Source organism: Vibrio sp. 5S239 (assembly GCF_041439575.1).
In the GTDB taxonomy this organism is placed as follows: domain Bacteria; phylum Pseudomonadota; class Gammaproteobacteria; order Enterobacterales; family Vibrionaceae; genus Vibrio; species Vibrio kanaloae.
Map to the genome: position 1 here is coordinate 48,695 of NZ_JBGOOM010000016.1, position 13,525 is coordinate 62,219.

The window sequence follows — 13,525 nt, forward strand, 5'->3', positions numbered from 1 at the left end:
AGCTGTCCTTACTAAAGAAAAAAAGCCAGCATAAGCCGGCTTTTAAAGGTTATTTACCAATACAGAAAGTGAAGTTTCCCATAATAGCTGGCCTCGCGCGACGTCTTGGGGACCGATTGGGGACCAAATTGCAATTTATGGTCAAATACTTACTTCCCAAGATGACTTCCATCATAGATCAGGATGGGAAAAGTGGGAATGGTGGGAAACTGGATCAGCTTTCACCTTCTTTCTCTTCAGCAACGACAAACAAGAGAGGTTTTCCACTCTCTAGCAGGTAAGGTGCGATGATCGTTTCCTTACCAAAGTGAATCTTCCCTTTTGCTATATAAATGAAGATCCAATCGGGCAACTTACTACTAATAGCAGCATAAAGTGCATCTGAAGGGATGTCACTATTCTTGCCTGGCGAAATTCTAAATCTCTGGTAGTAGACGTGATGGTTGGATTCAAATGCAAAACTTTCCTGTCCATCGTTGACGAAAGATGGTGACATCGTTCTTCTCGGTTCGAAAACTTCAGCGGTGATGTAGCATAGGTCCTGGTTTGTCATACCTGCTTGGTATTTTGGACATTGGTAGTCTGCACTATGGAAGTAGAACTCTATCTTTTGTTCTGAATTGCCATTCGTGCGCTCATAGTGAATAGATTGTTCTTGAAGCACGGTTTCGATAGCTGTGTTGAAGTGGTAGAGCAACTTTTGCTGTGCGTCTCGAGCGGATGTCGCTTCTTGTATAGGCATCCAAGCAATAATGCTGTTTCGCGAAGCGGTATCAGGCTGTTCCAGTAATGGCGTTAGCAAACCAAGGCCCAGTCCTTCACTTAACTCAAGTCCCACACCTACTGAAGACGTGAGCAACAATGTATTTCCTGCGACAGCTTTCGCGAGCTTAAATGCTTCAAAGTCTCTCATTGGAATGACTTTGTCTTCTGTTTGGTAGAGCCCACCTGCATGAGCAATGTTATGAGCACGGCTGTGGCTGTTGTCATATTGGATAGGACTTGATGTAGAGGCACATCCAGTGAGCAAAATTAGTAACGATAACTGAGTGAACCTAGCCTTCGGTTTCATGAGAAATTTCCTTTTCAAAACTATCTGATTTTGCAGTTATTTATCGGTTGGTCACCAAGTTGACTCATTGTGGATAAGCAGGAGATATCTTTTGATCATTAAACTCATCAGTTATTGATCGGAGGCTTTTGCTATGGATCGTGGATCATTTTGTTATTACGATCCTTTCCTGTCGGGGCGAGGGTGATCATCACCTACCCATATCAATCATTCTTCCAGCCATAAGCATTACCTGCGATATCAAATTGCCTGTTCTTCATCAACAAACCAGTGCTTGGGTTGATGCGTCGAGGAGTTCGCTTGGTGCAGGACGAGTCATTGAGCGGAATGTTCTGTTGGTGCAAATGCCAGACATGAATGAAGAAATAGGTGAGGGCGGCGGCAGTGGCGAATAGCCAGTTTATATAAAAGAGTACAAACCAAAATAACAACGCGATGTACTTATTTTTGTGGATAACATCCAGTGGCTTATGTAGCCAAATAACGCTTGGGAAGGCCATCAACATCACTCCCCAGCTTTGATATACAGTCACTAACGCACCAAGACAAAAAACGCAAAATAGTGCGAACTTTTTTAGTGTTTTCATCTTAGTCTCCATTTTGTGCTTAGTTTTCCTAAGTATACAGGTATAATTAAAACTTAGAAAATCTAAGCATCGTAGGTTGATGATGATTCTCACTTGTCTAAAACAAATCCATTTCCACAGCGCCTTAAACAGGCAAGAAATCGCGTTGGTATCAGCCAGAGGGAGCTTGGTATCCGTTTGGGTATGGACCCAAGCTCAGCGAGTGGCCGTATGAATCATTATGAAAAAGGGCGTCATATGCCCGATATCGGTACGTTACAAAAGCTTGCTCAGGAGCTTGGCGTGCCTGTCGCATTTTTCTTTTCAGATTCCGACAGCTCAGCAGAACTGGTATGTTTGATTGAAAAGCTCAGTGAAATTAAAAAGCAAGCGCTTATTGAGCAGATCAGGCAGGAACTCGATAACATCGACCAGTAATAAAGCTATCGCTGTCGTCCTGAATACCAAAATACTCCACCGACTGCGGCGACTGTCAGTAGTAAACCACCCAGCCAAATCCAAAGTTCCATATTCACCTCCTGTAAGTATCTTCTATCTCTGTTTAGCTTAGCTTTCCTAAGCATGAATTTCATTGAAAGCATGCGTTACCTGAGAAAAAACCGTCACAACCAACTTGTGTTCCGCTAAGGATGCAATTTGAAAGTAAAGATTGTCTGTAGGGTTGGCCCAAATCTCATGTTGTTCGCTTCCGTAACGGAGTAGCTTTTGAAAGCGTGTTCTTGATGACAAAGTCAGTTTTTCTAGGTTTGGATGGGAGAGTTGCTTCTGTAAGCTGTGCCACGGATTACGAATATCACCTTGCTTGTGCCTTTGTTGGTAGCGTTGCATTGCATGGTTGCTGATGGCGATAGTGCCAAGTTTTGCAGCCTCAAACGTCGGATAGGGGGAAGCATAAGGCGTAACAATGTCTTTTGTTTCTGGATGAGTGATATCAACAATCTCGTCAGAATAAAGTTTGATACCGGATAGATGGTTGGACAAAAACAGTGCGGCAGTTTTGAGAGCTTCATTCTTGGCCGCTAAAATGGTTTCTTTGGTTAGGCTGAGCGCGAGACCTTTACCGCTGTTTGGTAAGCGCCCGAATACCTGTTTGTCGAGAATTAAGAACCTAGCCGCCGTTAACTCTGCTATAGCGCACCGGAACTCACTTTGAGCAATTTGAACCGTAACGATACCGTGATTGTTCAACCCCGCGAACCAAGCGATATCGACGCTTGCAGCATTGATTTTTTCAACCTGAACTTTCAATCTCATCACAGCATTTTCTCCTCACTTTACTACCAGCGTATCATTGATTTTGAAAATGCAAACTGTGGGTAGAAGCTTCATTTCACGGCATGAAGCTTCCTGATTGGATAGAACTAAAATTGCAGTTTTTTTATCGCTCGTATCGTTTTTCTCACCTGACTAGACAGTTCTCTTATAGGCTTCACACGCTGTTCCAGTTGGTTGAGTTGGTCTAGCAGATGAAGATAGAGAGGGATTTCCCAGTCCATAGCGTTTGAAAAACGTCGCAAAACGGCATCGGATACTTCTTTTTCTTCGAGTTCTTTTTTTGGATAGCGATAAAGAATGAGGCGATACCAAGTAATCTTCGGTAAACCTTTTGAATTTTTCACTTTGAATGTATATCTCATAGGGTGCTCTACATCGTACTCAGTTGCTAAAGCTTTGCTCAACTCCTCTAATCGACCTTTAAGGTCTTTGGCCGCAACCATTAGCTTCTTAGACTCATCGGTGACATAAATAGGTAAGTCTTTGATTAATGTTGGCAGCGGTGATTGTTCTGGCAGTGCAATATCAAAATCTGATAGATCTAGCTCTCCGCAATAGTCGGTAATACCGACGTTTGGTATGGTTTTCTTAGCCATTTTGCTTCTCCATTTTTTGAAAGTGTTCATTAAGTTTGTTAAGTCGTTTTGTACAGATTTGCGCTTTTTGTTTAATTGTGAGGATTTCATGGCGTACTTCGCGGATCAGTGCGAAGGCATCTTCTGTGTACTCAATAAGATCGGATTCCCATTCAGCGTTGGCTTTTGAAAAGCGCCCCGGTGGGTAACGAAAGCCTTTGCCTTTGCGGATATGTGTAGAGCGAACGCGGTACTTTTTATTGTGTCGCTGCGCCATTTGATTCTCACTCATGTACCAGTTGTGATGCCATGCCGCTTCGAATGCGTTGTTACGATTACGGACTCGACAGGCAAAATGACCGGGTATTGTGTCTTTGTAAGAACGGTGGATTCGCCAGAAGTTGTTGGCGTAGCAACTTGCTAAAAACTCCAGCAAATAAGGCTCTTGATCAGTAAAATGCTCGACTTGTGCCAGAGCATTGAGTGATTGTGAAAGTGCTAGCTCGAAAGCTTGCTTCTCTTCGGTTGGTTTGCGCTGCTGCGCCATTTTATGCCAGCGATAAGCTGCGCTGTTCTCATCTAACATCGTTAGGTTACTCCTTGGTTTTGCTTGTTCGTCACCAATTACCGTAACCCAGACGTCCTTTAGCTATAACACGCGAAGTTGCCCATTTTGGGCGTTAGATATTTGCCCCATATCCCAGCAGCTAAAGCAGCAATAGAAGATATTCCTTTCCTGGGAGCTGACCTGTTGCTTTCCAAATCTCTATTTTTGTGGGAGGTCGAAGCTAATAATCCATGACTTGTTAATGATGGTTGTTGGGATGCTGATACTCACAGTCCGGTATTTGTGGGATATGGCTTAAGATTTTTGTTTGTTCTGGGATTTGAGGAGTAGTAATCCAGTTATTGTGGGATGTTGGAAGGATTTATTGTTGATGCTCCTGGCAACTTTCACATGTGAAAGCCCATGGGGCTGCACGTGGTGGGTTGTGAGCAAAAGCGCTTTTGGGTTGCTTTTCGATACGTCAGTTGTATGAGACAGCAAGTCGAAATCTCAAAGTGGTTTTTCGATGATGTTTTGGCAGGATAAATGACAGACCTGAGAACGAAGGTACCGACATTGATGTCGGTACCATGGCTGATTCAACTGAGTTAGCCGCGCTATTTGTCTTTTTTGAGTATTGCCTTGAGGGCTGCAATATTAGCAAGTGCGCCTTCGGCTTCTTTTAAACGGCGGCGTTGCTGGGCAAAGCGGTCAAACTCCAATTTCGCCTTATCATCTGCGTCTTTCTTGGTAATTTTTCCCGCTCCGTTTAATACGTCCCGATCATTAAAACTTAAAAACTGGTCTAGCTTATCGGCCCAGTCCTGTAGGAATACCTGCTTGCGACGCAGCGCTTGGTCTTCGGCAAAGTCGAGCCACATATTGACGATGCGATTAAGCTCTTTGATTTCGTCTTCACGCAGATAGTTTTTGGCGATGGTGATATCAGTCTTACGCACTTCATCGCCTTTATAGCTGGTTAGCCCCATATCTGGTTTACTGGCATCCACACGACTAGCAATAAGCTCAGCGGCCGTCATATGTGTACAGGCATAATGCAGTTTATTCTGAATGGTTTGGAAGAAGAGAGTGGTCTCTTTATTGGAAGGCTCGTAGTCTGCCGCCATGGTAAAGATCTCTTTAACTCGCAGATAAACACGACGCTCACTGGCTCGGATATCGCGAATGCGTTCCAGCATTTCATCAAAGTAATCTGGCACCGCAGAGTGACCAACGGGTGGATTTTTGAGGCGCTCGTCATCCATGGCAAATCCCTTGATCAGATATTCTTGTAATACCTGTGTTGCCCATTGGCGGAACTGAGTACCACGCTGTGATCGTACTCGGTAACCAACCGCCAGAATAGCTTCTAGGTTGTAATGATCGATTTGGCGATTAACCTGCCTTGCCCCTTCTAATCGAACTATCCGGAATTTCCGGATGGTTGCGTTTTGAACAAGTTCTCCCTCGTTATAAATGTTTACAAGGTGCTCATTGATGGTGCGGACATCTTTGTCATAAAGCTCAGCCATTGCAGCTTGTGATAGCCACAAGGTGTCAGACTCAAAGCGGCACTCTACGCGAGTTGTACCATCTGCACTGGTAAATAGAATGAACTCACCATGTGGAGCTTGTGGGGTGTTATCGGTCATTGAATCTCCTTTTACTCCGGCTTAGGCACAAGGTTTTGTTCTTTTATATAGGGCTGTACAACTGCCGAGAAACAAGTTTTGATGATTAATTGTTCCAGTTCACAAGAACATATACATAAAATCAAGCACAAATTAGCTAATTTTGCTAAGTTAGCTATCAGTTCAGGTAAAAGCTGAGAAATAGGAATGAAAGAGCAGATTTTTCTGGCGATACGTCAGGCATTAAGTGGAGCTCCACGCAACCAGTATATGGCTGAGTTACACCTGCAAATGATCAAGTACGCTGACGAGCTTCAAGACATTACGGCGAAAGAGTTTTGTGAAGAGGTCGGCCTCAAGCCCAGCTATGGCACCGAATTTAGCAAAATGAGAAACCTTACAAGCCGATTGAAAAAAGCTGGCTTAGACGTAGACAAGATTTAGGAATCTAAGATGCCCATTTTGAATTGGCTTAACAAAGAAGAAGCAATAACAACGTCTAAAAAATGTACTTACAGGCTACTGGAAAAAGTACCAGAGCACTCCTATGGCGATGCCGATAATGAAAATTTACTGATTCAAGGTGATAACCTTGAGGCGCTCAAAGCTTTGATACCTCATTATGCAGGTAAAGTGAAATGTATATTTATCGACCCACCATACAACACTAAGAGTGCTTTCAAATATTACGATGACAACTTGGAACACAGTCGCTGGCTTTCATTGATTTACCCTCGATTAGAGTTGCTAAGAGAGCTGTTATCTGAAGATGGCAGTATTTGGGTGTCCATAGATGACAATGAAGCGCATTATCTGAAAGTAATAATGGATGAGATTTTTGGGCGTAATAACTTCATTTGTGATGTGGCTTGGGAAAAACGTTACGCGCCGCCGCCTGATACCAAAGACCTTGGCTATGTCCATGATCATATTCTTTGTTACCGAAAAAGCTCATCTTTCCAACGAAACTTGTTGCCGATGACAGAGGATCAAACTGGAAGGTATAAGAATCCAGATGAAGACCCGAGAGGGCCTTGGAAGGCTATGGACTATACATGCCGTTACTCCTCAGATGAAAGGCCCAATCTATATTATCCAATCCTACAACCCAATACTGGTGAGGAAATTTGGCCAAGTAAAACAAGAGTTTGGGCTATGTCTCGACAAGTCACGGAAAAAAATATTAAAGAAAAGCGTATTTGGTGGGGGAAAACCGGGAAGAACTCAAAGCCAGCCCTAAAAAACTTCTTGTCAGAAGTTAATAAAGGAATGATGCCTATGTCTCTATGGAAGCATACGCTCGCTGGTCATACTCAAGACGCTATGAAAGAGATGCTGGCTTTATTTGGTGATGATCCATTTACAACGCCAAAGCCTGAAAGGTTAATTCAAACAGTTTTAACAATTGCGACTAAGGAAGGAGATCTAGTACTCGATTCATTCTTAGGCTCTGGGACGACTTCGGCGGTTGCTCTTAAAATGAACAGAAGGTTTATTGGCGTAGAAATAGGTGAACATGCGGTTTCTCACTGTGTCCCTAGACTGAAGAGAGTCGTTGATGGAGAACAGGGAGGTATTTCGAATTCTGTTCAATGGCAAGGTGGTAGTGGGTTCCGCTTCTACAAGCTAGGCGAAGCCGTATTCGACGAATATGGTTGCCTCAATACCGATATTAAGTTCCCAACATTGGCATCACATATCTGGTATTTGGAAACCAAAACACCACTCGGCAATAAAGCGGATACCCCACTGCTGGGTGTTCATAACGATACCGCATACTACTTGCTCTATAACGGTATCTTAGGTGATCGCCGACCAGCAGGTGGCAATGTACTAACAAGCAAAGTACTCAACAACTTACCAGACATCGACAAACATGAACGCATAGTGATCTACGGTGAATCAAGCCGTTTAGGTGAGGCTCGCTTGAAACAAGCGAACATCACGTTCAAGCAGATCCCATACGACGTCGGCACTCTTTGATAAGGAACCCACAGAATGTTTAAGTTAAAAGGTTATCAACAACGTGCCGTTGATGTGATGCAATCTTTCCTATCGCACTGCCTCAGTAGTGACAGTGTTGAAGATGCGTATAAGTTATCTCTGGAAGAACAAGAACTCCCTTCACACGCTTACCGTGATTATGGTTTCGAGCAAGTCCCGTACTTTTGTATGCGTATTCCAACAGGCGGTGGTAAAACTGTTCTTGGCTCATATGCTATTGAAGTTGCTGCACGTCATTACCTAGAGACCGAAGCTCCTATTGCTCTATGGCTAGTCCCAAGCATCACGATTCGCGAACAAACAGTAGAAGCATTGAAAACACCAGGCCACCCTTATCGTGAAAAGCTCGATGCAGCTTTTAATCGCCAAGTGCTGGTGCTTGATATTGATGAAGTGACTCAAATTCGACCACAAGACTTAGGCAATAAGACCATTGTGGTTGTATCTACCCTAGCTAACTTGAGAGTTTCTGACACCTCTGGACGCAAGGTTTACGCTTACCACGAAAACTTTGAGCCGCACTTTGCCAAGGTTCCTGCAAACCACCCTTTCTTACCGCTGCTGGAGAGGGTTTCTGAGGCTGATGTACAAGAGAACGGTTTGAGCAGTCGTGAAATTGGCAATATCAAATTCTCTTTTGCCAACCTATTAGCTCTGTATCGGCCAGTGGTGATCGTGGATGAAGCTCATAATGCTCGTACCAGCTTAACCTTTGATACGTTGCGACGAGTGCACCCTGCTGCTGTCATTGAGTTTACTGCTACACCAAACACCACTAGTGCAAACGGTAGTAACGTTCTGTTTCATGTCTCGGCAGCCGAACTGAAAGCCGAAGAGATGATTAAGTTGCCGATTGTTTTGACGGAACATCAGAATTGGCAAGATGCAGTTCAGGATGCTGTGATTACACGTAACAAGCTCCAGACTGACGCTCAAAAAGATGAGGACTACATCCGCCCGATAGCCTTGTTTCAAGCTGAAAACAAGAAAGGCGAGGTTACTGTAGAGGTACTTAAAGACCACCTGATCAATCAACTTGGTATTGATGAAGATAAGATCGCTGTCGCGACGGGTACTCAACGAGAGTTAGATGGGATCAACCTGTTCGATCAAAACTGCCTGATTGAATACATCATTACTATCGAAGCTCTCAAAGAGGGTTGGGACTGTTCCTTTGCCTACGTATTTTGCTCGGTGAAGCAAGTATCTTCCAGTAAAGATGCAGAACAGCTACTTGGTCGTGTACTGCGTATGCCGTATGCCAGTCGTCGAACCATTGAAGACTTGAACCGTGCCTATGCACATCTTGCTACGTCGAAGTTCGCAAAAGCAGCTCAAGAGCTGACCGATAAGCTCATCGCTATGGGCTTTGAAGAAATGGAGATCGCTGCATTTTTACGAGAGCAGGCTCCGACGGGTGGTCAAGGGGAACTATTTGGTGGTGAGCCGGAGCAATCTAAAGCAAAACCGACACCACCTCCTGCTATTGTTGTAGAGGTTGAGGATCTACCAGACCTAACAGAGCTTTCCGAGTTAGAGAAGAAACAGATCACGATGACTCGGGATGAGCAAACCGACACCGCAGTGGTCAAAGTGACTGGCGAAGTATCACCAAGCATCCAAAAAGCGCTAACGAAGCACGTAAAAGCGGGTAAAAAGCGTAAAGCCTTTGAACGTGATATTCGTGTGCATAATCAGGCTATCGAAGCCACGAAGGCACCTTCAGAACGTGGGGAAAAATTCGGCTCACTTCCTTATCTGTGCATGATGGAACAAGGCGAGTTGGAGCTGGTTGAATCAGAAGTTTTCCTTCACGCACACAGCTGGAATCTGCTCGACTACCCAGCAGAGTTGACCAACTTTGTAATGAACGAGACTAGCAATAGTTTTGCGATTGACATGGACGGTAAGTCTCTCACTTATAAGGTTGCCGATCAAAAAGAAGTCATTGCTTTCAACCAAGGCTTTATTGACGTTACAGAGCAAGATCTCGTCCGCTGGCTAGACAGGGAGTTGCGACAACCAGATGTGCTTCAGCATCAACTTGTTGGCTTCTTGGGTCGTCTAGTCAAAAATTTGCTTCAAAAGCCTAACTTGACCCTTACAGCTTTGGTTCGCAATAAGTTCCCATTGGCCCGTGCTATACGAGATCTTATCCGTTTGTACCGAAAACAAGCTCAGCGAGCTGGATATCAAGCGTGCTTGTTCGGTGCTGAAAGTACAGCTTGTGTATCCGATGAATTCATGTACCACTTCGAGCCGAGCCACTACCCATCTCGTCCACCTTACTACTCTGGTCGCTACAAATTTCAGAAACATTACTTTCCGCAGAACCTTATTGAGGATCTGAAAGCTACAGGTGAGGAATACGAGTGTGCTAAAGCTATAGATGGCCTACCGGAGATAAAACATTGGATTCGCAACCTGGTACGCCGAGATCAAGCTTCATTCTGGTTGCCACTGGCTCATAACAAGTTTTACCCAGACTTTGTATGTGAGCTTAACGATGGCCGCATGCTAGTTGTTGAGTACAAAGGCGAAGCTTATGTAACTAATGACGACTCAGCGGAAAAACGTGCTATCGGTGATAAATGGGCAGAACTGAGCAATGGGAAATGTCTGTTCATTATGGCCGTTGAACAAGACGGGCAAGGCCGAGATGTTCGCCAGCAGATCCAAGCGTTAATTTCGAAATAATAATGAGGGAGCAAGCTTAACAGCTTGCTCCGATAACAAATTAGGAATAGTAGATGGCTAGTAGTAAATATCCTCGTGGTTCTGAATGGCGTAAGTGGGATCTACATATTCATACCCCAGCGTCTTTTCATTGGAATGGCCCAAGATTTAACTCAAATCCGTGTGCACCAGAAAATGCTCCTTTAGTAGATGAAATGATCCATGCAATGAATGCAGCAGAACCAGCTGTATTTGCAATTATGGATTACTGGACTTTTGATGGGTGGTTTGCGTTAAAGCATCGTTTAACACAAGATGATGCTCCCAAACTGGAGAAAACCGTGTTCCCTGGCATTGAGTTGCGGTTAATGGCTCCAATGCGAGGTAGGCTAAATGCACACGTTCTTTTCCTGATAGCATTCCAGATCAAGAACTTGTTGATTTCAAGAGTAAACTACAAATTGCACTAATAAACAGGCCGTTGTCTGATAACGCCTTAATACAAGTTGCGAGAAGCGCTCAACCCGATAAGTTACGACACCACGGTCTAAATCAACAGCGTGTGAATGAATCTGACAGTGAAGCACTCAAAGCGGGATCTATAATCGCTGAAGTCACATGCGAAAGCTACCAAGATGCCATTAGCAATGTAAGCAAAAATCAGGCAATTGGTTACATGCCGTTTAATACTTACGACGGCCTTACTGAAATTGAACGTAATGAGCATTACGCCTACTCATTAACCCTTTTCAAGTCTTCGCCAATCTTTGAAACAAGAGACTACATAACATGGGCAGCGTTCGCTGGTGTAAAGATCACTGAAAATGAACGTTGGTTTGATGCTTTCCAGATAGCTCTGAACAACCAACCTCGACTTGCTGTTTCAGGAAGCGATGCTCATAGATTCACTGGTGAACCAGGAAACAATGATCGCAGGGGGTATGGCGACTACCCGTCAGGAAAGGCAACGTGGATAAAAGCGAACCCAACATTTGAAGGGTTACAGCAAGCAATAAAGGAACCAGCAAAGCGATCATTTATTGGCGCAACTCCTCCAAAGCGACAACTTGTAAGTGAAAACAGAAGTCGTTTCATCGAAAAGCTAGAAGTCAGTAAATCTAGTGGGGCACCACTTTCAGATGCCTGGCTTGACCAAACCGAAATACATCTAAACCATGATTTAGTAGCAATCATTGGCAATAAAGGCAGTGGTAAAAGTGCATTAGCAGATATTGCTGCGCTGCTTGGTAACTCCAAACAAAGCCACCACTTCTCTTTCTTAAAAGAAAATCGTTTCAGGGGGAAAACAGGCGAGCCAGCACGTCACTTCAATGCAAAAGTAACATGGGGTGATGCCGAGAATTTATCTAAAAATCTTAATGAAAACCCAGCAACTGAAAATGTTGAACTCGTAAAGTATATTCCTCAGGGTCACTTTGAAGAACTGTGTAATGCACATGTCTCTGGCCAATCAGATGCTTTCGAGAAAGAGCTAAGATCTGTAATTTTCTCATATGCTGATGATTCTATACGTTTAGGGGCTCATGACTTTGACCAGCTTATCGAGCAGCAAGAAAGTTCACTTCGAAGTCAGCTCGAAAGCTATCGCAGCGAATTGCACAAGATAAATGAACAAATTGCATTCGTTGAAAGTCAGATGACCGATGAAGCGAGAAAAACACTCGAAGAACTATTAGCTCAAAAACAGAGGCTACTCGAAGAACTTATAAAGGTTAAGCCGGAAGAGGTTCCTGAGCCAACGAGTGAGCTCACTACTGAACAACAAGAAGTAGCTGAACAGCTTACTGTAATTAGTCAGGAGCTTGAAGAATTACAGCAACAGCAAGAAACAAATCGAGAAGAGATAACAAAACTAGCAGCAAAGAAAAAAGCATGCAAGAACATCAAAGCAGGCTTTGAAATTGTCAAGCGCGCAGTTAATCAGTTTACTTCTGAGTTTAGCTCTGATGCCAATCTTTTAGGCTTAGACGTCGAGAGATTGATCAAGCTAGAAATTGATGAAAAAGTAATTTCAGATTCCGAGAGCGCTAGCACCACCCGTGACAATGAACTAAAAGAAAGTCAATTGTCACTTGATGCCAAAAAGCAATCACTTACAGAGAAGAAGGCTCCATTAAACGCACAGCTAAATGCACCACAGCAAGCATTTCAGCAATATAAAGAACAACTTAAAGCTTGGGAAGAAAAGAAGACGACGTTATTAGGAACCAAGGATGAACCAGACTCTCTTGAGGGGCTTAAACATAGAAAAGCTCAACTGGACCAGCTGCCAATTCAAAGACAGGAACTACATGAGCAACGACAGGGTTTAACCCGCCAAATATTCAGAGTTCTTAATGAGCAAAAGGCGAATCGAGAGGCACTTTTTGAGCCAGTACAATCTCTCATCCAGAATAACGCCCTGATCCGTGATGAATATAAATTGCAGTTTAGAGCTGAACTGAGTAGTACAACAGACCAAGTTTCGAATAAGTTATTCTCTATTGTAAAGCAAGCATCAGGAGAGTTTAGAGGTGAATCTGAGAGTCTGGCAGTAATGAAAGAGCTAATGGATAAGCACGATCTTGATAACAAAGAGTCTCTTATCGGATTTGTTCAAGAGCTGCACCAAAAGCTAGAGGATGCTTCTAAGAACCCAGTTGGCATAGCTTCACTGCTGCGTAAGGATCGTTCAGCAAATGAAGTTTATGATCTCATCTTTGGCCTAGATTACCTTGAGCCAAGGTACACACTAATGTTCCAAGACGCACAAATTGGACAGCTATCACCAGGGCAAAGAGGTGCATTACTGTTGATTTTCTATCTGCTTGTGGATAAAGGCAATACCCCAATTATCTTAGATCAACCAGAAGAAAATTTGGACAATGAAACAATTGTTAGCCTACTTGTGCCAGTGTTGACTGAAGCAAAACAAAAGCGACAGATCATTATGGTTACACATAATCCAAACCTTGCTGTCGTTTGCGATGCAGAGCAGATAATCCACTGTGAGTTTGACCGAACAAATGGTCACAACATCACATATACACCAGGAGCTATTGAGTGCAGAATCATCAACAACAAGGTGGTTGATGTACTTGAGGGGACTATGCCTGCATTCGACAACCGTAGAGTTAAGTACATGTAAACCCACCACG

Annotated in this window: 10 protein-coding genes and 1 pseudogene; 5 read left to right on the forward strand and 6 right to left on the reverse strand. The window is 43.7% G+C overall.

Annotation, left to right across the window (positions count from 1 at the left end):
• Nucleotides 1-214: 214 nt before the first annotated feature.
• Both ACED48_RS13390 and ACED48_RS13395 read right to left on the reverse strand, forming a co-directional pair.
• On the reverse strand, nucleotides 215-1,072 hold the full coding sequence (locus tag ACED48_RS13390; RefSeq protein WP_017055459.1) for a hypothetical protein: 858 nt from the start codon (nucleotides 1,070-1,072) through the stop codon (nucleotides 215-217).
• A 203-nt stretch (nucleotides 1,073-1,275) separates the two neighbouring features.
• Nucleotides 1,276-1,659 carry a hypothetical protein gene (locus tag ACED48_RS13395; RefSeq protein ID WP_017055460.1) on the reverse strand — a complete coding sequence of 128 codons (384 nt, stop codon included), beginning with the start codon at nucleotides 1,657-1,659 and terminating at the stop codon, nucleotides 1,276-1,278.
• A gap of 93 nt (nucleotides 1,660-1,752) precedes the next feature.
• Between ACED48_RS13395 and ACED48_RS13400 the strand changes: the two genes are divergently transcribed.
• Complete coding sequence (locus ACED48_RS13400) at nucleotides 1,753-2,076, forward strand: helix-turn-helix domain-containing protein (protein WP_084026680.1); 324 nt, start codon at nucleotides 1,753-1,755, stop codon at nucleotides 2,074-2,076.
• A 138-nt stretch (nucleotides 2,077-2,214) separates the two neighbouring features.
• Here ACED48_RS13400 and ACED48_RS13405 read toward each other — a convergent pair whose 3' ends face one another.
• The 4 genes from ACED48_RS13405 to ACED48_RS13420 form a co-directional block, all read right to left on the reverse strand.
• Entirely contained in the window at nucleotides 2,215-2,913 is a 699-nt protein-coding gene (locus ACED48_RS13405; protein ID WP_017055463.1) for a hypothetical protein, read from the reverse strand.
• A gap of 107 nt (nucleotides 2,914-3,020) precedes the next feature.
• Nucleotides 3,021-3,530, reverse strand: coding sequence for a hypothetical protein (locus tag ACED48_RS13410; protein ID WP_017055464.1), 510 nt, complete (start codon nucleotides 3,528-3,530; stop codon nucleotides 3,021-3,023).
• Complete coding sequence (gene mobI, locus ACED48_RS13415; RefSeq protein ID WP_139151226.1) at nucleotides 3,523-4,056, reverse strand: conjugative transfer protein MobI(A/C); 534 nt, start codon at nucleotides 4,054-4,056, stop codon at nucleotides 3,523-3,525. The genes ACED48_RS13410 and mobI overlap by 8 nt, the downstream gene beginning before the upstream one ends.
• Nucleotides 4,057-4,673: 617 nt before the next feature.
• On the reverse strand, nucleotides 4,674-5,708 hold the full coding sequence (locus ACED48_RS13420; RefSeq protein WP_017055466.1) for a virulence RhuM family protein: 1,035 nt from the start codon (nucleotides 5,706-5,708) through the stop codon (nucleotides 4,674-4,676).
• Between the two features lie 186 nt (nucleotides 5,709-5,894).
• Between ACED48_RS13420 and ACED48_RS13425 the strand changes: the two genes are divergently transcribed.
• From ACED48_RS13425 to ACED48_RS13440, 4 genes and pseudogenes are all read left to right on the forward strand, one after another.
• Nucleotides 5,895-6,131 carry a hypothetical protein gene (locus tag ACED48_RS13425; RefSeq protein ID WP_017055467.1) on the forward strand — a complete coding sequence of 79 codons (237 nt, stop codon included), beginning with the start codon at nucleotides 5,895-5,897 and terminating at the stop codon, nucleotides 6,129-6,131.
• Between the two features lie 9 nt (nucleotides 6,132-6,140).
• On the forward strand, nucleotides 6,141-7,670 hold the full coding sequence (locus ACED48_RS13430; protein WP_017055468.1) for a site-specific DNA-methyltransferase: 1,530 nt from the start codon (nucleotides 6,141-6,143) through the stop codon (nucleotides 7,668-7,670).
• A 15-nt stretch (nucleotides 7,671-7,685) separates the two neighbouring features.
• A complete protein-coding gene (locus tag ACED48_RS13435) occupies nucleotides 7,686-10,388 on the forward strand; it encodes a DEAD/DEAH box helicase (RefSeq protein WP_017055469.1) in 2,703 nt (900 codons plus the stop codon).
• A gap of 53 nt (nucleotides 10,389-10,441) precedes the next feature.
• Nucleotides 10,442-13,515: pseudogene (locus ACED48_RS13440) on the forward strand (TrlF family AAA-like ATPase).
• Nucleotides 13,516-13,525 lie beyond the last annotated feature (10 nt).

Coding starts and splice junctions, on each gene's coding strand:
- ACED48_RS13430 (WP_017055468.1), top strand. CDS start 6,141: ATGCCCATTTTGAATTGGCTTAACAAAGAAGAAGCAATAACAACGTCT.
- ACED48_RS13410 (WP_017055464.1), bottom strand. CDS start 3,530: ATGGCTAAGAAAACCATACCAAACGTCGGTATTACCGACTATTGCGGA.
- ACED48_RS13390 (WP_017055459.1), bottom strand. CDS start 1,072: ATGAAACCGAAGGCTAGGTTCACTCAGTTATCGTTACTAATTTTGCTC.
- ACED48_RS13425 (WP_017055467.1), top strand. CDS start 5,895: ATGAAAGAGCAGATTTTTCTGGCGATACGTCAGGCATTAAGTGGAGCT.
- mobI (WP_139151226.1), bottom strand. CDS start 4,056: ATGGCGCAGCAGCGCAAACCAACCGAAGAGAAGCAAGCTTTCGAGCTA.
- ACED48_RS13420 (WP_017055466.1), bottom strand. CDS start 5,708: ATGACCGATAACACCCCACAAGCTCCACATGGTGAGTTCATTCTATTT.
- ACED48_RS13405 (WP_017055463.1), bottom strand. CDS start 2,913: ATGAGATTGAAAGTTCAGGTTGAAAAAATCAATGCTGCAAGCGTCGAT.
- ACED48_RS13395 (WP_017055460.1), bottom strand. CDS start 1,659: ATGAAAACACTAAAAAAGTTCGCACTATTTTGCGTTTTTTGTCTTGGT.
- ACED48_RS13435 (WP_017055469.1), top strand. CDS start 7,686: ATGTTTAAGTTAAAAGGTTATCAACAACGTGCCGTTGATGTGATGCAA.